Raw genomic sequence first — 19760 nt, forward strand, 5'->3', positions numbered from 1 at the left:
GTAAGTACGCAGAAAACAGTAAACAAGAGGCTGTTGTCAAACGATCGCCACTTCTTTCGGCACCGGAACATCAGATCGTGAACAGCAGGTTGTTGTCGTCGTCGAAGACATCGACGTCGCCGCCGTTCTGCGACAGCGCCAGCGCCTCGTTGATCGTCAGGCCACCCCCGTCCATCAGGTTCAGTTCCGTCACCGCGCCGGCGTCGAAGGTGATCGTGCCATTGCCGTCAACGAAGGAAACCTTCATCAGCCCGCCGCCGAGATCCTCGAACCCGAGTTCCGCCAGGCCGGAGACGCCGAGGATATTCAGCGCATTGCCCGCTCCGAAGTCCTGGATCACGTCATCATTGGTTTCCAGATCGGTGCGCCTGGCGAACAGGTAGGTGTCCTTCTGGTTCGCGCCGCCCAGCAGGGTGTCGGAGCCATTACCGCCGTCGAGCGTATCGAAGCCGACATTGCCGCGCAGGTCGTCATTGCCGTCACCGCCCCGCAGGATGTCGTCGCCCTCGTCGCCGATGACGAAGTCGTCGCCGTCGCCGCCGTCCAGCTCGTCGCGGCCGGCATTGCCGCGCAGCTTGTCGTTGCCCCCGCCGCCCAGGATCGTGTCGTCGGCGCCCATGCCGAAGAGTTCGTCGTCGCCCTCGCCGCCGTCGATGAAGTCGGCGCCGCCATCGGCGTTGATGAAGTCCGCGCCGTCGCCGCCGAACAGCCGGTCGCCGTCGAGACCGCCGCGGAGCTGGTCGTCGCCGTCGCCGCCTTCGATCGTGTCGGCGCCGTCATTGCCGCGCAGCACGTCGTCGCCCAGGCCGCCGAAGATCAGGTCGTCGCCGTCCTCGCCGTCGGCGAAGTCGTTGCCGGCCCCGCCATGCAGCTCGTCGTCCCCCGCATTGCCGCGCAGGTTGTCCGCACCGGCTTCGCCATGGAGGGTGTCGTTGCCGGCGAAGCCGCGCAGGAAGTCGTCGCCCTCGCCGCCCTCGACCAGATCGTCGCCGCCGTCGGAGACGAGGAAGTCGTTGCCGTCACCGCCGAACAGGAAATCGCCGTCATTGCCGCCGCGCAGCACGTCGTCGCCGTCGCCGCCGAGCACGGTGTCGATGCCGGCGTCACCGCGGATGGTGTCGTTGCCGCCATCGCCGGACGCTTCGTCGTCGCCGGAGCCGGCCTCGATGAAGTCGTTGCCCAGGCCGCCCAGAACGCGGTCTGCGCCGCCATTGCCGCGCACGGTGTCGTCGCCGTCGCCGCCGTCGACGGTATCGTCGCCGGCATTGCCGAAGATCCGGTCGTTGCCGGCAGCGCCGAGCACACTGTCATTGCCGTCGCCGCCTTCGACGAAGTCGTCGCCGTCGCCGCCGTCGACCGTGTCATGGCCCTCGTCGCCCTTCACGGTGTCGCGGTCGGCATCGCCCGCCAGAACGTCGTCGCCGAAGCGGCCGCGCAGGATGTCATTGCCTTCACCGCCGGAGAGAACATCGTCATCGGAGTCGCCGTCGAGGAAGTCGGCGCCAAGGCCGCCAATCAGCGTATCGCGGCCGTCGCCGCCCTTCAGGGTGTCGTCGCCGTCGCCGCCATAGAGCTCGTCGTCACCGGCCTCGCCCAGGATCGAGTCGCTGCCGCTGCCGCCATAGATCGTGTCGTCGCCGAAATTGCCGCGCAGGAAGTCGTCGCCCTCCTCGCCATGCACGATGTCCTGGCCGTCTCCGCCTTCCATGGTGTCGTTGCCGGCGCCGCCATAGGCCGTGTCGTTGCCGTCGGCGGCGTTGAGCGAGTCGTCGCCCTGCTCGGCAAACAGGAGGTCGTCGCCCTCGTTGCCCGCCACCAGGTCGTCGCCCCAGCCGCCATAGACAGTGTCGTTGCCGGCATTGCCCTCGACGAAATCGTTGCCCCAGCCGCCATAGACCGTGTCGTCGTCGTCGAAGGCGCAGACCGTGTCGTCGTCGTCGCCGCCGAACAGCAGATCATTGCCGTCGCCGCCGAAGACCCAGTCATTGCCCGCGCCGCCGAACTGGGTGTCATTGCCGTTGCCGCCGCCGACGAAATCGTTGTTCGGGCCGTCACCGGGCACGAAGAGCGGCAGACCCGAGAAGATCACCGCGCCGGTATAGACATTGCCGCCGCTGGGGCGCGCGCCGCCTTCCTCGTTGTCTTCGCCGTAGATGTCGGTGACGCCGAAGTTCGCACCGCCGGTCTGGTAGCCCTGGAAATGCGCGGGATCGAAGGTCAGTTCGCCTTCGGAGGCGTCGGTCACCGCGCCATTGAATTCGATCGCCTCGACGAAGAGGTTGCGGTCCTCGTCGCAGTTCTCGGGGCCGAACGAGTTCTCCTCGGTGACGCCGTCCCAGGCGTCGTTGAGCATGTCGATGCGGACCTCGCCGGCACGCTGCTCCAGCGTGAGACCGGAGATGTCGAAGCTGTAGGCGTCCAGCGACTGGGTCACGGTCACCGTGCCGACCACAACGCCGCCCACCGAGACCTGCATCTCGGGAAACACGCCGTCGAGCGGAGAGCCGTGGGCGTGAACGATCAGCGTGTCGGAATCCTCGTAGGACGCGCCGCCGCCGTCGCCGAACAGCAGGTCGTTGCCGTCGATGCCGCGGATGTCGTCATTGCCGCCGCCGCCGATCAGGGTGTTGTCGCCGGCGCTGCCGGTCATGGTGTCGTCGAAGTCCGTCCCGACGACGCCCTGGATGCCGGTCAGTTGCAGTTCGTTACCGCCAGCGTCGACGGCGCGGTCATTCTGCAGCGCGGCGACGATGCCGCCGTCGGCGCTGGCGAAGCTGATGGTGTTCTGGCCCCCGCCGCCGTCGATCGTGTCGGCGCCGCCAAAGCCGTCGATGGTGTCGTCGCCTGTGCCGCCTTCGATGACGTTCGCGCCGGCGTCGCCGATCAGGATGTCGGCGTGATCCGAGCCACGCAGGTTCTCGACGCCACTCAGGCTGTCGATCCAGCCGTCGCCGTCCTTCTCCGCAATGCCCTCGGCGAGGCTGACGATGACGGTGCCCTGGGCGCCGGAATAGTCCGCCGTATCGACGCCGTCGCCGCCTTCGAGCACATCGGAGCCGCGGCCGCCGGTGAGGACATCGTCGCCCGCGCCGCCGTCGACCGTGTCATGGCCGTCGCCGCCGTGGAGCGCGTCATCGCCCTGTTCGCCGGCGATCGCGTCATCGCCGCAATCGCCGAAGATGGTGTCGTCGAAGTCGCCGCCGGCCGGCGTGGCGGTCAGGCGATAGAGATAGTAGTCGCTGGAATCGCTGGCCCCGTCCGGCGTCCCGTCCGAATAGGGCAGCGCGGTCAGCTCCAGTGCGGCGAAGGCGCCGAATCCGCCGATGCTGACCACCGCGACGCCCGGGATGCCGCCCAGGTCGTGGTCGTTGGTCACATCCTCGGGACCGAAGGTGCCGCGCGCGATCTCGCTGCCTTCCGCATCGAGGGCGCGCCATTGGCCAACCTCGCCGCCGCTCTCGCCGGGAATGAGATGGGTCAGGGTGATCTCGGCGCTTTCGACCGGCTGCTCGAACTCGGCCAGCAGCGCCTCGGACGCGCCCGTCGCCGCATGGTTGATCTGTCCCGAAACCGGCGAGCCGCCGGCGACGCCGATGCCGTTGGGATCCTGGGAAACCGTCGCCGCACTGCCGGAAAGATCGGTTGCGGAGAGCGTGACGCCGTTGGCCGTGAAGTCGGCGATCGTCGCCTCGGCAGTAAACGGCTCGGCCGGCGCCCCGGATGCGCCCGCGTCACCGAAGATGCTGTCGGCGCCCTTGCCGCCGTAGAGCAGGTCGTCGCCCTCGCCGCCCTCGATGGTGTCGTCGCCGCCCTGGCCGAACAGTTCGTCGTCGCCGACGCCGCCGGTCAGGTACTCGTCGAAGTCGATGGAACCGCTTTCGTTCGACAGGCCGTCGAAGGCCCCGTCGAAGTCATGCTCTTCCGCGGCATGGTCGGAAAGCGGCAGGTCGCCGCGCTCGACGCCATCCTTGATGACGAAGAGTTCGCCTTCGCCGGGACCGGCTTCCGGGTCGGCATTGTTGCCGGCCTTGACCGCCAGCGCGATCAGCTCGCTGCCGGGATAGTTCAGTTCGACGAACGCCTGCAGGGGCAGGTCGTCGGGATCGTGGATGGCGTCCTCGCCGTCGGGAAACCCCTCGACCTTTACCTTGGTAACACAGCCCTCGCCGTCGTCGAGATAGAGCACGACGTTGGAGAGCGCCTTGTCGAAAGTGGGAAAGTGATCGCTGGCGGGACTGTCGTCGCAGCCGCACGGGTCGTCTTCATGACCGCCGCCACCGCCGCCGCCATACCCGCCGGAACCTTCTCCCGACCCGGCGGAGCCACTGCCCGCTGCGCCAGAGCCCTCGCCGGATCCGCCATACCCACCCGTGCCTTTGGAACCGCCGGAACCACCACCGCCGCCGGAAGCGTCGGAGCCCTTTGACCCCTTCGAGCCGTCGGAACCCTTCGAACCACCGGAGCCTTTCGAGCCGCCGGAACCACCGCCCCCGCCACCGGAAGCGTCGGAGCCCTTTGACCCCTTCGAGCCGTCGGAGCCTTTCGAACCGCCGGAACCACCGCCCCCGCCACCGGAAGCGCCTGAGCCCCCGGAACCCTTCGAATCCTCGCCCCAAGCGGAACGGTATTCGTCTTCGTCGCGGTCATTGTTGGCCATGGGTCGGTTCCGGCTCAGATCGTTACATTATTCAACAGCTTGGGCTCAGCCAAGCAATGCACGTGCCACACCGGAGCATCCCGTATCGCGGGAATTCGGACGCTGTGAACACGCGCCCAGCAATCACGACAGGACGCAAAAACCCGCCCGGAACTGCGCGATCAAATCGAAACCGCTTACGAAACACCTTCCAACACATTGAAAAACATGAATTCTCGGGCCTTGCCGGAGATGTCCGATCGACTCGATCCGCCTTCCGGGGTTGACGGTCAACATTGCCCGAGAGTTCTGGGCGATCTGAGGCCTGTCCACAATTGGAACAGATTTCGGCCTCTTTTTGGATGCGAGAAGGCGCTTTTCCGGCAGGCGGCCGATCGTTGGCCTGCGCGATTGCAATCCATCCGGAGTGGAACGAAACTGAAACAATGACCAGCCGGGCCGACGAGGCGATCAGCATTGCAGGCGAGATTTTCGGCCGCCCCGTCGACCGGGTCGACCGACTGGTCGCGTCTTCGGTCCGGGCGATCCGCCTCGGCAGCGGCGGCGAGACCCTGATCGCCGCGCGGCGCCCCAGCGAGGACCGCGCCGCGCTGGAGGCGGCGGTTCTGACGGGCCTGTCCGAACATGGTGCGCCCGTGCCCGGGCTCATCGCGCAGCGCGGACGCTGGGTGTTCCAGGAAGATCTTCCCGGCGAGCGGCTGAGCGTCGCCCTCTGGAACCCGGCGCATGACTCCGAGGCGTCGCTGCGGCGGGCGCTCGATACGCTGGCCGGCATTCACGAGGCGGGCCGCCGCGCCGGACTGGACCGGCGCGTTGCGCGCCTCGGCACGGCGACGGACTGGCGGCGGCGGCTGGCGGGCATGCCCGAACGGCTGGCCCAGGTCAGCGGGACTGCGCTGCCGGGCTACGACCGCACCGCTCTGGCCGACCGGCTCGCGCCGCGGGCGTTCGCGCTGGTGAAGTGGGACGCCCGGCCGGCCAACGCCATGCTATCGTCCGATGGCGCGATCCGCTGGTTCGACTGGGAGCACTGCGGCTGCCGCGATCCCCTGGACGATGCGGCCTGGCTGCTGGGCGACGAGTACCTGCCGGATCCGGACGGCGCCGCGCTGCTGGAACATGCCGTCGAGCGGATCGCAGGCAACGCCGGCGGCGCGCGGAACTACCTGCTGGCCATGACCGTGCTCCACATGTCCGTGCGCCTGGCCCTGATCCTGGAGAAGCGGGAAAGTCATGGCGGCTGGCGGGACTGGGAGACCTGTCTGAAGCTCGACAAGGTCGGCAGCACCGCGCTCGCCTTCCGCCGCACCGCCGGGCGCGCCGGCCGCTGGGCCGCGGAGGACCCCCTTCTCGCCCCATTGGCGCGGTTCTTCGAAGCCCTCGCTGACTGGACGCCCGATGCGTAACGGCGGCGAGCGGCCCGACGGCATCGCCCTCGCCCGCGGCGTGGTACGCCTGCTCGCCGAGCGCGACCTCCCCTCGATCACCGAGGTGCGGCTGAAGAACGGCCGCCGCGCCGATGTCATGGCCCTCGCCAGGGACGGCGAGATCTGGATCGTCGAGGTCAAGTCCTCGGTCGCTGACTACCGGTCCGATTCCAAGTGGGGCGACTATCTCGAATTCTGCGACCGCTATTTCTTCGCCGTGCCGCCGGATTTCCCGGCGGAGCTGATCCCGGCCGAATGCGGCCTGATCGTCGCCGACGCCTTCGGCGGCGAGATCGTGCGCCACGCCCCGGCCGAGCGGCTGTCGGCGGCGCGGCGAAAGGCGGTCACGCTGCGCTTCGCCCGGATGGCTGCCGCGCGCCTGCTCGCCCCGCCGCCGGGCACACCAGCCTAGACCGAGAAGTACTTCGCCTGCGGATGCAGAACGACGATGGCCGAAGTCGACTGCTCGGGGTGCAGCTGGCCCTCCTCGGCCATCTCCACGCCAATGTCCTCGGCGTGCAGCAGGTCGAGAATCTGGGACTGGTCCTCCAGATTCGGACAAGCCGGATAGCCGAAGGAATAGCGCGAGCCGCGATAGCCCTGTTTCAGCAGCTTGACAGGGTCCGGATCGTCCTCGTCCGCATAGCCGAGCTCGCCCCGGATGCGGGTGTGGACGTACTCGGCCATGGCCTCCGCCATCTCTACCGACAGACCGTGCAGGTAGAGATAGTCCTGGTAGCGGTCGTCCGCGAACCACTGGCGCGCCACGTCGGAGGCCCTGGAGCCCATGGTGACGAGCTGCAGGCCAATGACGTCGCGCTTGCCGGTGTCGACGTCGGGGAAGAAGTCGGCGATGCAGAGTCCGCCCTCGCGGCGCTGCCGGGGCAGGCTGAAACGCGCCACCTCCCGGTTGCCGCCGGGTTCGAACATCAGCAGGTCGTCCTTCTCGCTCGCCGCCGGCCAGTAGCCATAGACCGCCCTCGGCTGAAGGATGTCCTCCTCGATGGTCTGCTCCAGCACGCGGTGCAGGATCGGCCGCACTTCCTTCGCCGCCCATTGACGATATTCCTCGCGGTCCCGGCCGGCCTTGCGGAAGCCCCACTGGAACTGGAACAGCATGGTCTCGTTCAGGAAGGGCAGGAGCGTCTTCGGCGAGACCTTCTCGATGGTGCGCGCGCCCCAGAACGGCGGCTCCGGCGGCGTGTGCCCGGCATGCAGTTCGCTCCGCCGCACGCGGATCTCTTCATAGTCGATCGGCCGCTCGGCGCCTTCCGACGGACGGCCCACGGATTTGCTGGACGACGGCCTCTTGGCACGCGTCTCCTTCGCCTGCTCCACATGCTCCCTGAAGCGGCCGTGGCGGACATCGTCCATCAGCTTCAGCCCGTCGAAGGCGTCGCGGGCGTAGGCGACGCCGGCGCCGCCATAGGCTTCATTGCAGTCTTCCTCGACATATTTCCGAGTGAGCGCGGCCCCGCCCAGGATGACCGGCAGGGACAGCTCCCGGCGGGTCATTTCCTCCAGGTTCTCGCGCATGATCACGGTCGATTTCACCAGCAGGCCGGACATGCCGATGGCGTCGGCCTTCTCCCGTTCGGCGGCTTCCAGGATACTCTCGAGCGGCTGCTTGATGCCCAGATTGACCACCTTGTAGCCGTTGTTGGTCAGGATGATGTCGACCAGGTTCTTGCCGATGTCGTGGACGTCGCCCTTCACGGTGGCCAGGACGATGATGCCCTTCTCCTGGCCCTCGATCTTCTCCATGTGCGGCTCGAGATGGGCCACGGAGGCCTTCATCACCTCGGCGGAGCGGAGCACGAACGGCAACTGCATCTTGCCGGCGCCGAACAGTTCGCCGACGACCTTCATGCCGTCCAGCAGGAAGTTGTTGATGATCTCCAGCGGCGGGTGCTTCGCCATGGCCTCGTCGAGATCCTCGGCCAGCCCCTCGGCGTCGCCGTCGACGATGCGCAGTTTCAGCCGCTCCTCGACCTCGGCGGGGCGCTCGCGTACTTCCCTGGCGGCCTTGCGGTCCTGGAACAGGGCCATGAAGGCTTCCAGCGGGTCGGTCTTGCCCTTTTCGCGCCGATCGAAGATCAGGTCCTCGGCGGCCTGCACCTCCTCCTCCGGGATCTTGTGCAGCGGCGTGATCTTCGAGGCGTGAACGATGGCCGCGCTCATGCCGCGCTTCTGCGCGTGCTCCAGGAAGACGGAATTGAGCACGTGCCGGGCGACGGCGTTCAGGCCGAAGGAGATGTTGGAAAGCCCGAGCACGATCTGGACTTCGGGCAGCTCCTTCGCGATCCGCTCGATGCCGTCGAGCGTCCAGACGCCCAGCTTCCGGTCGTCCTCGTTGCCGGTGCAGATGGTGAAGGTCAGCGGATCGATGATCAGGTCGGAGGGCGGCAGGCCGTGTTTGTTGACCGCGAAGTCGTAGAGACGCTTCGCGATGCGCAGCTTTTCATCGACGGTCTTGGCCATGCCCTCTTCGTCGATGGTGAGCGCGATGATCGCCGCGCCGAACTTCCGCGCCAGCTTCAGGCGCTCGGCCGCCGGCTCCTCGCCATCCTCGAAGTTGAACGAGTTGATGACCGCCTTGCCGCCATAGAGCTTCAGGGCGTCGCCGAGGACGTTGAGCTCGGTGGAATCGACCACGATGGGCACGGTCACCCCGCCGCGCATCCGGGTCATGATTTCGGTCATGTCCCTGGATTCGTCGCGGCCCACGAAGGCGGTGCAGAGATCGATGGCGTGGCTGCCCTCGCGCTCCTGATCCCGGCCCATGGCGACGCAGGCGTCGTAGTTCTCTTCCGCCTGCAGTTCGCGGAACTTCTTCGAACCGTTGGCGTTGCAGCGCTCGCCGATGGCGAGCACGGCATTCTCCTGGCGCAGCGCCGTCTGACTGAACAGGGAGGCGATGGACGGCGTCCACTCCGGCTGGCGCGGCTTCGGCGCCGGACGGCGGCGGTTGCGGCCCAGTTCGCGCAGCATCCGGTCCAGGGCGGCGATGTGCTCGGGCGTGGTGCCGCAGCAGCCGCCGACCATGTTGACGCCCTCCTCGTCGACGAAACGCTTCAGCCAGCGCGCCAGTTCGTCGGGGCTGAGCGGATAGCTCGTCTGGCCGTTCACCAGCTCGGGCAGCCCCGCGTTGGGCTGCACGGTGACGGGGATATCCATGCTGGAGGTCAGATAGCGGACATGCTCGGCCATTTCCTTCGGGCCGGTCGCGCAGTTCAGCCCGATGGCGTCGACCGACATGGCCTTCAGGATCGTCGCCGCAGCCGCGATATCGGCGCCGACGAGCATGGTGCCGGTCGTCTCCACCGTCACCTGAACCATGATCGGCACGTCCTTGCCGGCGCGCTCCCGCGCGGTCTTGGCGCCGTTGACGGCAGCCTTGACCTGCAGCGGATCCTGGCAGGTCTCGATCAGCAGGCCGTCGACGCCGCCGGCCAGCAGGCCTGCCGCCTGCACCGTCAGCGCGTCCTCCAGATCGTCATAGCCGATGTGACCGAGGCTGGGCAGCTTCGTGCCCGGCCCGATGGAGCCCAGCACATAGCGCTTCTGCTCCTTCGTCGTCATCTCACGCGCCACCTCGCGCGCCAGTTCGGCCGCGCGGCGGTTGATCTCCTCGGCCCGGTCCTGGAGGCCGAACTCGGCCAGGGTGATGGCGGAGCCGCCGAAGGAGTTGGTCTGGACGATGTCGGAGCCGGCCTCGTAATAGCCGCGGTGGATATCGCGGACCACATCGGGCCGGGTCAGATTCAGTATCTCGGTACAGTTTTCCTGACCGTCGTAGTCCCTGTCGATGTCCAGATCCATCGCCTGAACCCGGCTGCCCATGGCGCCGTCGCACAGCAAGACCTCGCCCCGAAGGGCTTCCATAAATTCATTCATGTGGATTGTGTTCCTTGCGGGGTCGGATATTCAGCGCGCTGCCGAGGCGGCGGCGACGGCGGCCTCGGACTCGGCGGTGCCGGCCAGACGCTTGCAGATCTCCACCGTCAGATCCGACTTGTTCAGCGTGTAGAAGTGGAAGGAGCGGACGCCGTGGCGCACCAGGCGCGCGCAGAGTTCGTGGGCCAGATCGACGGAGCGTTTGCGGCGATCCTCGACCTGCTCGAGCCCCTCATAGGCGGCCACGACCATGGGCGGCACGACCGCCTCGCACTGGGCCGCGAATCGCTGCACCTGCTCGATGTCCCGGATCGGCAGAATGCCGGGAATGACCGGCTTGTAGACGCCGGCGGCGGCCAGCCTGTCGCGGTAGCGCAGGAAGGAATCCGCGTCGAAGAAGAACTGGGTGATGGCGCGGTCGGCGCCGGCGTCCAGCTTCGCCTTCAGGTTCTCCAGATCGGCCTCCGGCGTCGGCGAATCCGGATGCTTCTCGGGATAGGCCGCCACCGAGATGTCGAAATCGTGGATCTTCTTCAGGCCCGCCACGAGTTCGGCGGCGTTGGCATAGCCCTCCGCGTGCGGCCTGTAGGGGCCTTCATCGCGGGAATCGCCGCGCAGGGCGACGATGCGGCCGATGCCATGGTCCAGAAAGGTCTGCGCCGCCGCATCGACGGCCTCGCGGCTCTGTCCCGCCGCGGTCAGGTGCGCCGCGCCCGGCGAGCCGCTCGCCTTCTGTACCGCCAGCACAGCGTCCAGCGTGCCGGTCTGGTTGGAGCCCCCGGCACCGTAGGTGACCGAGCAGAACTCCGGATCCAGCGGCTTGAAGGCCGCGGCCGCACGGGAGATACCCCGCCAGCCCGCTTCGGTCTTCGGCGGGAAGAACTCGAACGAGAAATCGAGCCGGTCGAGGCCGGTCGGCATGACGTTCATCTTCATTGCCCCTGCTTTCCCTGATTGCCTGGTTTCACGGCCGACCAGATGCCGACCGGCAGCGGGCGGCCGGAGAGCTTGACGCTCTCGCCGGTTTCCAGCCCTGCCGTTTCGAACCAGCTTTCTATTTCCTCGTCGCTGAAGCCGAGCCGGCGATGCGCCTGCTCCGTCTTCAACTGCTCCATGTCGTGCGGCAGCAGGTCCGCGATGACCAGCCGCCCGCCGGGCCGCAGCACACGCGCGGCCTCCCGCACCACGACGTCGGGATCGTCCAGGTAGTGCAGCACCTGATGCGCCGTGATCAGATCGAAGCTGGCCTTGCCATACGGCAGCCGGCGGATGTCCGCCTGCCGCACCTGGACGTGCTCGAAATCCGGACGGTCGATCGCCTGACGGGCGACACCAAGCATCTCGCTGTTGATGTCGACGCCGATGGCGGTTTCCGCGCGGCCGGCCAGGATCGCCAGCAAACGCCCCGTACCGGTGCCGAGATCCAGCATGTCGCCCAGCCGGCCCCAGCCCAGTATCGCGTGCAGCGCCGTCTCCACCTCCCGCTCCGAGACCTGAAGCCGGGTCATCTCCGACCAGTGCTCGGCGTTGCGGGAGAAATAGCTCTGGGCGACGGCGCGGCGGCGGTTCCTGACCTCCTCCAGCCGTTCCAGAATCTCGGAGGTCTCGCCCTCCTCGACGTCGAGAAGTTCGTCGATCAGACGGCCGAGCGGCGCCACGCCGCCCTGCAGCGCCAGCCGGTACATGACCCATGTCCCCTCCGCATAACGGTTGAGGAGGCCGGCGTCGCACAGCACTTTCAGATGGCGGGAGACCCGGGGCTGGCTCTGTCCGATGATCCAGGTCAGTTCCGAAACGGACAGTTCGCAGCGCCGGCAAAGCATCAGCAGGCGGAGCCGCGTGGGGTCTCCGGCCGCCTTCAGGGCCTCGATCAACTCGGCCGAGGACAGCTTTCCCGCCGTCGTCTCGGCCTCGTCCGGGGCCTCATATTGCCAGCTCAATGCCATGGTCAGACTTATATAAAAATATCTTTATATCATCAAGCCTGATCTTAGTTGCAGGAACACAACAGCGCCCGACCCGTGTCGGCGCCCGTCGGTCCCCCGTAGCGACGGCAAGTTGTGTCGTGCTAAACAACCGCCTGGTACTGGCGTGACCGCCCCCCCTGCCAAGCGGTCGCAACAGCGTATGGAGTTGGGATCGATGGTCGGGATGTTGGCCTGGCGCCTGCCGCGGATCGGGATCGCCGCGGCGCTGCTCGCCGCGGCGGTCGGGTGCGCCAGTCTGCCGGAGGAAGGTGACGGACGGGAGGCCCGGATCGAGGCGAACGATCCGCTCGAGCCGTTCAACCGCGCCATGTTCAGCTTCAACCGGTCTCTCGATTCCTATCTGCTGAAACCGGTTGCCGAAGGCTATGTCGCGGTGATCCCGCGTCCGGCGCGGACCGGCATCCGCAACGCCCTGGACAACCTCAATGCGCCTATCGTCTTCATGAACGACCTGTTGCAGGGCGAACTGGAGCGCGCAGTTGTGACCCTGACCCGCTTCGCCTTCAACAGCACGCTCGGCATGGGTGGCCTGGTCGACTTCATGGCAGAAGGCGGCATGGAGGGACATTCGGAGGACTTCGGCCAGACCCTGGCGGTATGGGGCGTGCCGGAAGGGCCCTACCTTGTGCTGCCGCTGCTGGGCCCCCGCCCGCCGCGCGACCTGGCCGGGTTCGCCGTCGACAGCGTGGCCGATCCGTTCAACCGATACATGCGCGGCCAGGACCATGGCGAGGCCGTCTACGCCCGCACCGGCATCGACATGATCGACCAGCGATCGCGCGTGCTCGGCAAGTTCGAGGAGTTGGAACGCACCTCGCTGGATTTCTACTCCGCCGTGCGCAGCAGCTATCGCCAGCGCCGCGAGATCGCCATAAATAACGGTCAGGCTGACCCGCAGACCGACCTCTACAACCTGCCTCCGCTCGACGATCCGGCGGCGGACGGCGACGCATCCAGCAAAAATGGGAGCAATGCCGAATGATCGGGCGTCTTGTTTCACCTGTTGCGGCGGTTCTCGTCGTTGTAGCCGCATTCCTGTCCCCCGCCGCGGCCCAGGAGCCGCGGGAACTGATCGAGGAACTGGGCGGCGAGGCCATCCGCGTTCTCGCCAACGAGGACGCCTCGGAAGAGCAGAGACAGGCACGTTTCGAAGCGCTGTTCCAGGAAGGCTTCGATGTGCCCCTGGTGGCGCGCATCGTGCTCGGCCGCTACTGGCGCGCGGCCACGCCCGAGCAGCAGGAGGAGTATGTCGACCTGTTCTACCGCTACATCGTCGACACCTACACCGCCCGGCTGAACGCCTATTCCGGCCAGACCTTCGAGGTCGTCGGCCAGCAGCCGCTTGGCGACGACGAAGTGCTGGTCAAATCGCTGATCAAGGAACCGGGCGGCCCGGCGCTGAAGGTCGACTGGCGGGTGCTCACCCGCGAGGGCGAAGCGCGCATCGTGGACGTCATCGTCGAGGGCGTCAGCATGGCGATCACTCACCGTTCCGAGTTCGGCTCCGTCATCAGCAAGACAGGCAATGTCGAGGCCCTGCTGGAACGGCTGAGGGCCCAGACCGGGCAAGGCTGATGGTCGAGCCCTTCCCCGATCGCCGCCGGGTGGAGGCGCTGCAGCGCCTGATCGACGACGCCCGGCGCATCGTCTTCTTCACCGGCGCCGGAATCTCCACCGAATCGGGCATTCCCGACTTCCGCTCGCCCGGCGGGCTCTGGACGAAATATCAGCCGATCGACTTCCAGGATTTCGTCCGCTCCGAGGAAATGCGCCGCGAATCCTGGCGGCGCAAGTTCGCCATGGAAAGCTCATTCTCGGCCGCCGAGCCCAACCGCGGCCACCGCGCCGTCGAGAAGCTGGTCCGCGCCGGCAAGGCCAGCGCCGTGATCACCCAGAACGTTGACGGCCTGCACCAGGCCTCGGGCGTGCCCGACGACAAGGTGATCGAACTGCATGGCAATTCGACCTATGCCAAATGCCTGGACTGCGGCGCGCGCCACGAACTGGATCCGATCCGGGAAGCCTTCCTGAAGGACGAGACCCTGCCGGCCTGCACCTTCTGCGCAGGAGTGGTCAAGACGGCGACGATCTCCTTCGGGCAGAGCATGCCGGTCGACGAGATGCGGCGCGCCGAGCAGGAAACGCTGGCCGCGGACCTGTTCATCGTCCTGGGTTCCTCGCTTGTGGTCTACCCGGCCGCCGGCTTTCCCCGCATCGCGCAGCAGAACGGCGCCGGCCTCGTGATCCTGAACCGGGAGCCGACGGATCAGGACCCCATTGCCGATCTGGTCATGCATGCGGAAATCGGCCCGACCCTGGGCGATGCCGTGGGCGTCAACTGAGCGTGGAGGTCGCGCTGCGCCCCTTCGCCGAAACGGACCGCGCCGCCGTCGTCGCGCTATGGCATGCGGTCGGGCTCACCCGTCCCTGGAACGATCCTTCCGCCGACATCGACCGCGTCCTCGGCCAGGAGACCGCGACCCTTCTGGTCGCCGAGCGCGCCGGCGCGCTGGCCGGCACGGTCATGTGCGGCTTCGACGGCCACAGGGGCTGGATCTACTATCTTGCCGTGGCGTCCGACCAACGCCGCCGCGGCCTCGGCGGCCGGCTGATGACGGCGGCGGAAGACTGGCTGCGGGTGCGCGGCTGCCCGAAGGCGGAACTGATGGTCCGCAACGGCAATGACGACGCCGCAGCGTTCTACCGGGCGCTGGGTTATGACCGCCAGCCCGTCACGGTCCATGCCCGCTGGCTGATCGAGCCACCTGCCGCGCCGGAGTGACCGGCACGGCCCCCTACCCTTCGGCCCGTGGCGGCTCGAAGGCATAGCCGGCCGAGCGTACTGTGCGGATGACATCCGGCGCGTCGCCGGCGTTCACCGCCTTGCGCAGGCGACGGATATGGACGTCGACCGTCCGCTCCTCGACCTCCGCGTCCCGTCCCCATACGGCATCCAGAAGCTGGGCGCGGGAGAGCACACGGCCCGGATGCTCCATGAAATGCCGCAGCAGACGGAACTCGGTGGGGCCGAGATGGACCGCCTCGCCCTCGCGCATGACCTTGTGCGCGGTCAGGTCCAGCTCGATGGAGCCATGCACGATGCGCTGATCGGCCAGGATCGGCCGCACGCGGCGCAGCACGGCGCGCAGTCGGGCAATCAGTTCGTTGATGGAGAAGGGCTTGGGCACATAGTCGTCGGCGCCGGCGTCGAGGCCGCGGATACGGTCCTCCTCTGCGCCTCGGGCGGTCAGCATCACCACCGGCAGGTTGCGGAACTCCACCTTGCGCCGGATCTGGCGGCAGACCTCCAGACCCGAGACGTTGGGCAGCATCCAGTCCAGCAGAAGGATGTCGGGCAGTTCCTCGTCGAGGCGATTCATGACCTCGCCGCCATCGAGGACCGTATCGACCCGGAAGCCGGCGGCGCGGAGGTTGTATTCCAGAAGCTCGACGAGGCTTTCCTCGTCCTCCGCGATGAGAACATAGGGGTTCATGGCGTCTCCGTGGTCACCGCCCCGTCGTCGGAAACATCCGTCAGGCTGGTGACATCGCGCTTCGGCCGTTCGGCCTCGATCTGGTGGCCGGTGGCGGTGAAGTAGATGCGCTCGGCGATGTTGGTCACCAGATCGCCCATACGCTCGATGTTCTTGGCGACGAACAGCAGGTGCGCCGCGGCCGAGATATTGCGCGGATCCTCCATCATGTAGGTCAGCAGTTCGCGGAAGAAGCTGTTGTAGAGTTCGTCGACTTCCTCGTCCGCGGCCCAGACCTTCTCCGCCAGTTCGTCGTCGCCCTGGACGAAGGCCGTCAGCGCCTGGTCCAGCATCCGCTGCACCCGTTCGGACATGCGCGGCACGGTGGTCAGCGGCGCGATCGGCGGCGACTGGTTGATGACCAGGGTGCGCTTGGCGATGTTCTTGGCGTAGTCGCCCAGGCGCTCCAGATCGCCGGCGATCTTGATCACGGAGACCACGAGGCGCAGGTCGCCGGCCACCGGCTGGCGGCGGGCCAGGATGTTGACGGCCAGATCGTTGACCGTCTCCTCCAGTTCGTCGATGCGAAGGTCCTGAACGATCAGGCGCTCGGCGGCATCGCTGTCGCGTTTCGTCATCGCGCGGATGGCACCGGAGAGCTGCGCTTCCACCAGCCCCCCCAGTTCGAGGATCAGGTTGTTGAGCCTGGTCAGTTCCTCCTCGTAGGAGGAAACTGTATGCGGCGTGCTGGGTTCGTGGCTGGCCATGTGACGCGCCTCCAATGAATCCGTTGCCCGGGTCAGCCGAAGCGACCGGTGATGTAGTCCTCGGTGCGCTTGTCCGATGGCGCGGTGAAGATCGCATCCGTCGGCCCGACCTCGACCAGATTGCCCAGATGGAAGAAGGCGGTGCGCTGCGAAACGCGGGCGGCCTGCTGCATCGAATGGGTCACGATGACGATGGTGTAGTTCTCGCGCAGATCGTCGATCAGTTCCTCGATGCGGGCCGTCGCGATCGGATCGAGCGCCGAGCAGGGCTCGTCCATCAGGATCACCTCCGGCCGGACCGCGATGGCGCGGGCGATGCAGAGGCGCTGCTGCTGGCCGCCGGAAAGACCGGTGCCAGGCTCGTCGAGGCGTTCGGCGACCTCGTTCCAGAGGCCGGCGCGGCGAAGCGAATCCTCGACCAGATCCCTCATCTCGCTCTTGCTGGAAGTCAGGCCGTGGATGCGCGGGCCGTAGGAGACGTTCTCGAAGATCGACTTCGGGAACGGGTTCGGCTTCTGGAACACCATGCCGACGCGCGCGCGAAGCTGCACGACGTCCATGCGGGGATCATGGATGTCCTCACCGTGCAACTCGATCAAGCCTTCGACGCGGCATCCCTCGATGACGTCGTTCATCCGGTTGATGCAGCGCAGGAAGGTGGACTTGCCGCAACCGGACGGCCCGATCAGCGATGTGACCTGGTGTTCGCGGATGTCGACACTGACGTCGAACAGCGCCTGCTTTTCGCCGTAGAAGACATTGACGTCGCGGGCGCGGACGGCGATCCGTGCGTCATCCGTCATTTCGGCGTCGGCTGCGCCGATGTCAGCCCTGGGAGCCGCTTCATTCATGTCCATTGCCTTCTTCTACCATTTCCGTTGGAAGCGCTGGCGCAGCAGCACGGCGATCAGGTTCATGGAGATCAGGAAGCCGATCAGCACCAGAATCGCGGCCGAGGTCCGGGCGACGAACCCGCGCTCGGGACTGTCCGCCCAGATGAAGATCTGCGTCGGCAGCGCCGTCGCGGGGTCCATCAGACCGCCCGGGTCCGAGGTAATGAACGCGTTCATGCCGATCAACAGCAGCGGCGCGGTCTCGCCCAGCGCCTGAGCAAGGCCGATGATAGTGCCGGTCATCGCACCCGGCATGGCCAGGGGAATGACGTGGTGGATCACGACCTGGTGGCGTGAGGCTCCGACGCCGAAAGCGGCCTCGCGGATCGACGGCGGCACCGCCTTCAGCGCCGAACGCGTCGCGATGATGATCGTCGGCAGGGTCATCAGCGACAGCACCATGCCGCCCACCAGCGGCGCCGACCGTGGCAGACCGAAGAACTGCAGGAACACCGCAAGGCCGAGCAGACCGAAGACCACCGACGGCACTGCAGCGAGATTGTTGATGTTGACCTCGATCAGATCGGTGAACCGGTTCTTCGGCGCGAACTCCTCCAGGTAGACGGCGGACGCGATGCCGACGGGGAAGGAGATCAGAAAGCACACGAGGAGGGCGTAGAACGAGCCCGTGATCGCCCCGGACAGGCCCGCCATCTCGGGGAAGCGGCTGTCCGCCTCCGTGATCAGCGACCAGTTGACCGGGGTCGAGAAACGGCCCTCGGCCTCCAGGCGGTCGTACCATGCGATGACCTGGTCGGTGACGATGCGCTGATCCTCGGGCACGTCGCGGGTGATGACGCCCTTGTTGAACTGGTCGATCGGGTCCGATGCCGGCAGGGAGACCCGGATGGTCTGTCCGATCAGTTCCGGATCGGAGATCACGCGGTCCCGCAGGACATAGGGCGCGCCGGAACTCAGTATGCCCGCCGCCGCGCGGCGCTCCCGCGGATTGTCGACGTCCGGGAACAGCTCCATGAAGCTGTCCTGGACGATGGCCCGCCAGTTGCTGCGGTAGAGGTCGTCGCGATTGATCTTCGCCGGATCGACATGAACCGTGAAGTCGATACGCGTCTGGAAGAACGCCTGCCCGCCCGACCAGATGAGCGATCCGATCAGGATACCCAGCAGCAGCACCGCGAAACCGATAGCGCCCAGTCCATAGGCCTGCATCCGGCGGTTGGCGGCATGACGCCGGCGGACCCGCCGGCTGGCGGCGTCGGTCTTGTCCAGCAGGCTGCCGGCCCGTACGTCCATGGTCTGATTACTCATATTTTTCCCGGTATTTGCGGACAATCCGAAGGGCGACGATGTTCAGAATCAGGGTGGCGGTGAACAGCACCAGACCGAGCGCGAAGGCCGCGAGTGTCTTGGGGCTGTCGAACTCCGTGTCCCCGATCAGCAGGGTGACGATCTGCACGGTCACTGTGGTGACCGCCTCGAACGGATTGGCCGTCAGGTTCGCGATCAGGCCCGCGGCCATGACCACGATCATGGTCTCCCCGATGGCGCGGCTCACGGCAAGCAGGAAGCCACCGACTATGCCGGGCAGCGCCGCAGGAATGAGAACCGAGAGAATGGTTTCGGACTGGGTCGCACCGAGCCCGTACGACGCATCGCGCATGGCCTGCGGCACCGCCGCGAAGGCGTCATCGGACAGCGAGGAGATGAAGGGAATGATCATGATGCCCATGACCGCGCCTGCGACCAGCGCGCTGTTAGGCGCGATGTCGAGACCGATCATGTCGCCGAAGTCGCGGAGTGCAGGCGCGACGGTCAGGACGGCGAAGAAGCCGTAGACGACAGTGGGGATGCCGGCGAGAATCTCCAGGATCGGCTTGACCGCGCCGCGGAACCGGGGACTCGCGTATTCCGCCAGGTAGATGGCGCTGAGCAGGCCGACCGGACCGGCAACCAGCATCGCGATGAAGGCGATCAGGATCGTGCCCAGGAAGACCGGAATGGCGCCGAATGCGCCCAGGCCGGCGACCTGATCCTTGCGGATCGGAATTTGCGGCTCCCAGTTCAGTCCGAACAGGAACTCGTAGAAGGGCACCCGCGCGAAGAAGCGGAAGCTCTCGAACAGCAGCGAGAAGATGATGCCCAGCGTCGTCAGGATGGCGACCACCGAGCAGAAGATCATCAGCCAGGTCAGGATACGCTCGACGCCATGGCGCGCGCGAAAGCCCGCTGCGATCCGCGACCGCGTGAGGACAAGCGCGCCGAGCGCGCCCGCCAGCACGACCACCAGCATCGCCATGTCGGCAATGTCGTGCCAGCGGTTGTAGCTCTCGGCGGCGTCGAGCACCGCCCGGTCCGGTTCGCCGAAGATGCGGCCGCCGGCGATGGACTTGATCTCACTGACGATCAGGTCGATCTCGCCCTCGCCCTTGCCGGCGAGCAGTTCTTCCGGCAGCGAGGCCAGAAGCAGCTGATCCACGGCCGGCCCCTGCAGCGACAGCCAGATCAGGACCAGCACGAGGACCGGCAGGCCGACCCAGAGCGCGACATAGGCGCCGTAATAGGCGGGCAGGGAGTGCAGTCCTACGCCCCGGCCCTGGGGGCTGACGGCGACCGCCCGGGAGCGGCCCAGAAAATAGCCGGCCGCGGCAATGACGACGATCGCGAGGAAGGCGTATTCATACATCGTCGGTATGTTCC

Annotated in this window: 15 protein-coding genes; 6 read left to right on the forward strand and 9 right to left on the reverse strand. The window is 66.9% G+C overall.

Annotated elements, in window-relative coordinates:
- Positions 1–70: 70 nt before the first annotated feature.
- Positions 71–4657 carry a calcium-binding protein gene (locus CWC60_RS24070; protein WP_125182724.1) on the reverse strand — a complete coding sequence of 1529 codons (4587 nt, stop codon included), beginning with the start codon at positions 4655–4657 and terminating at the stop codon, positions 71–73.
- A gap of 425 nt (positions 4658–5082) precedes the next feature.
- On the opposite strand from CWC60_RS24070, the gene CWC60_RS05085 reads away from it, so the two are divergent.
- Positions 5083–6063 carry a protein kinase family protein gene (locus CWC60_RS05085; RefSeq protein WP_109792914.1) on the forward strand — a complete coding sequence of 327 codons (981 nt, stop codon included), beginning with the start codon at positions 5083–5085 and terminating at the stop codon, positions 6061–6063.
- Positions 6056–6496, forward strand: coding sequence for an MmcB family DNA repair protein (locus CWC60_RS05090; RefSeq protein ID WP_109792915.1), 441 nt, complete (start codon positions 6056–6058; stop codon positions 6494–6496). Before CWC60_RS05085 ends, CWC60_RS05090 begins: the two co-directional genes overlap by 8 nt.
- On the opposite strand, the gene metH is transcribed toward CWC60_RS05090, so the two are convergent.
- Genes metH through CWC60_RS05105 form a run of 3 tightly spaced genes read right to left on the reverse strand, consistent with a single transcriptional unit; the run spans position 6493 to position 11927 of the window.
- A complete protein-coding gene (gene metH / locus CWC60_RS05095; RefSeq protein ID WP_109792916.1) occupies positions 6493–9981 on the reverse strand; it encodes a methionine synthase in 3489 nt (1162 codons plus the stop codon). The genes CWC60_RS05090 and metH overlap by 4 nt on opposite strands.
- A gap of 30 nt (positions 9982–10011) precedes the next feature.
- Complete coding sequence (gene metF / locus CWC60_RS05100) at positions 10012–10917, reverse strand: methylenetetrahydrofolate reductase [NAD(P)H] (RefSeq protein ID WP_206419775.1); 906 nt, start codon at positions 10915–10917, stop codon at positions 10012–10014.
- The gene (locus CWC60_RS05105) at positions 10914–11927 is read right to left on the reverse strand and encodes an ArsR/SmtB family transcription factor (RefSeq protein WP_109792917.1); all 1014 of its coding nucleotides are present in this window, start codon (positions 11925–11927) and stop codon (positions 10914–10916) included. Before CWC60_RS05105 ends, metF begins: the two co-directional genes overlap by 4 nt.
- Positions 11928–12123: 196 nt before the next feature.
- On the opposite strand from CWC60_RS05105, the gene CWC60_RS05110 reads away from it, so the two are divergent.
- The 4 genes from CWC60_RS05110 to CWC60_RS05125 are packed head-to-tail and all read left to right on the forward strand — an operon-like array spanning position 12124 to position 14751.
- Positions 12124–12951 carry an MlaA family lipoprotein gene (locus CWC60_RS05110; RefSeq protein ID WP_206419776.1) on the forward strand — a complete coding sequence of 276 codons (828 nt, stop codon included), beginning with the start codon at positions 12124–12126 and terminating at the stop codon, positions 12949–12951.
- Entirely contained in the window at positions 12948–13544 is a 597-nt protein-coding gene (locus CWC60_RS05115) for an MlaC/ttg2D family ABC transporter substrate-binding protein (protein WP_109792919.1), read from the forward strand. The genes CWC60_RS05110 and CWC60_RS05115 overlap by 4 nt, the downstream gene beginning before the upstream one ends.
- Positions 13544–14311 carry an SIR2 family NAD-dependent protein deacylase gene (locus tag CWC60_RS05120; protein WP_109792920.1) on the forward strand — a complete coding sequence of 256 codons (768 nt, stop codon included), beginning with the start codon at positions 13544–13546 and terminating at the stop codon, positions 14309–14311. Before CWC60_RS05115 ends, CWC60_RS05120 begins: the two co-directional genes overlap by 1 nt.
- 2 nt (positions 14312–14313) lie before the next feature.
- Positions 14314–14751, forward strand: a complete 438-nt coding sequence (locus tag CWC60_RS05125) for a GNAT family acetyltransferase (protein WP_109792921.1) — start codon at positions 14314–14316, stop codon at positions 14749–14751.
- A gap of 13 nt (positions 14752–14764) precedes the next feature.
- Here the strand turns inward: CWC60_RS05125 and phoB are convergent, their stop codons facing one another.
- The 5 genes from phoB to pstC all read right to left on the reverse strand — a co-directional run bounded on the left by phoB (position 14765) and on the right by pstC (position 19746).
- The gene (gene phoB / locus CWC60_RS05130; protein WP_109792922.1) at positions 14765–15463 is read right to left on the reverse strand and encodes a phosphate regulon transcriptional regulator PhoB; all 699 of its coding nucleotides are present in this window, start codon (positions 15461–15463) and stop codon (positions 14765–14767) included.
- Positions 15460–16209, reverse strand: coding sequence for a phosphate signaling complex protein PhoU (phoU, locus tag CWC60_RS05135; protein ID WP_109792923.1), 750 nt, complete (start codon positions 16207–16209; stop codon positions 15460–15462). Before phoU ends, phoB begins: the two co-directional genes overlap by 4 nt.
- Before the next feature lie 32 nt (positions 16210–16241).
- Positions 16242–17012, reverse strand: a complete 771-nt coding sequence (pstB, locus tag CWC60_RS05140; RefSeq protein ID WP_241147898.1) for a phosphate ABC transporter ATP-binding protein PstB — start codon at positions 17010–17012, stop codon at positions 16242–16244.
- 63 nt (positions 17013–17075) lie between these two features.
- On the reverse strand, positions 17076–18371 hold the full coding sequence (gene pstA / locus CWC60_RS05145; RefSeq protein WP_109792924.1) for a phosphate ABC transporter permease PstA: 1296 nt from the start codon (positions 18369–18371) through the stop codon (positions 17076–17078).
- Entirely contained in the window at positions 18364–19746 is a 1383-nt protein-coding gene (gene pstC / locus CWC60_RS05150) for a phosphate ABC transporter permease subunit PstC (protein ID WP_109792925.1), read from the reverse strand. The genes pstA and pstC overlap by 8 nt, the downstream gene beginning before the upstream one ends.
- Between the last annotated feature and the right edge of the window lie 14 nt (positions 19747–19760).

The sequence above is a fragment of the Minwuia thermotolerans genome (assembly GCF_002924445.1).
Classification (GTDB): Bacteria; Pseudomonadota; Alphaproteobacteria; order Minwuiales; family Minwuiaceae; genus Minwuia; species Minwuia thermotolerans.

Bases quoted from the DNA above. Each gene is read 5' to 3' on its own strand.
- CWC60_RS24070 (WP_125182724.1), bottom strand. From the start codon at position 4,657: ATGGCCAACAATGACCGCGACGAAGACGAATACCGTTCCGCTTGGGGC.
- CWC60_RS05085 (WP_109792914.1), top strand. From the start codon at position 5,083: ATGACCAGCCGGGCCGACGAGGCGATCAGCATTGCAGGCGAGATTTTC.
- CWC60_RS05090 (WP_109792915.1), top strand. From the start codon at position 6,056: ATGCGTAACGGCGGCGAGCGGCCCGACGGCATCGCCCTCGCCCGCGGC.
- metH (WP_109792916.1), bottom strand. From the start codon at position 9,981: ATGAATGAATTTATGGAAGCCCTTCGGGGCGAGGTCTTGCTGTGCGAC.
- metF (WP_206419775.1), bottom strand. From the start codon at position 10,917: ATGAAGATGAACGTCATGCCGACCGGCCTCGACCGGCTCGATTTCTCG.
- CWC60_RS05105 (WP_109792917.1), bottom strand. From the start codon at position 11,927: ATGGCATTGAGCTGGCAATATGAGGCCCCGGACGAGGCCGAGACGACG.
- CWC60_RS05110 (WP_206419776.1), top strand. From the start codon at position 12,124: ATGGTCGGGATGTTGGCCTGGCGCCTGCCGCGGATCGGGATCGCCGCG.
- CWC60_RS05115 (WP_109792919.1), top strand. From the start codon at position 12,948: ATGATCGGGCGTCTTGTTTCACCTGTTGCGGCGGTTCTCGTCGTTGTA.
- CWC60_RS05120 (WP_109792920.1), top strand. From the start codon at position 13,544: ATGGTCGAGCCCTTCCCCGATCGCCGCCGGGTGGAGGCGCTGCAGCGC.
- phoB (WP_109792922.1), bottom strand. From the start codon at position 15,463: ATGAACCCCTATGTTCTCATCGCGGAGGACGAGGAAAGCCTCGTCGAG.
- phoU (WP_109792923.1), bottom strand. From the start codon at position 16,209: ATGGCCAGCCACGAACCCAGCACGCCGCATACAGTTTCCTCCTACGAG.
- pstB (WP_241147898.1), bottom strand. From the start codon at position 17,012: ATGACGGATGACGCACGGATCGCCGTCCGCGCCCGCGACGTCAATGTC.
- pstA (WP_109792924.1), bottom strand. From the start codon at position 18,371: ATGAGTAATCAGACCATGGACGTACGGGCCGGCAGCCTGCTGGACAAG.
- pstC (WP_109792925.1), bottom strand. From the start codon at position 19,746: ATGTATGAATACGCCTTCCTCGCGATCGTCGTCATTGCCGCGGCCGGC.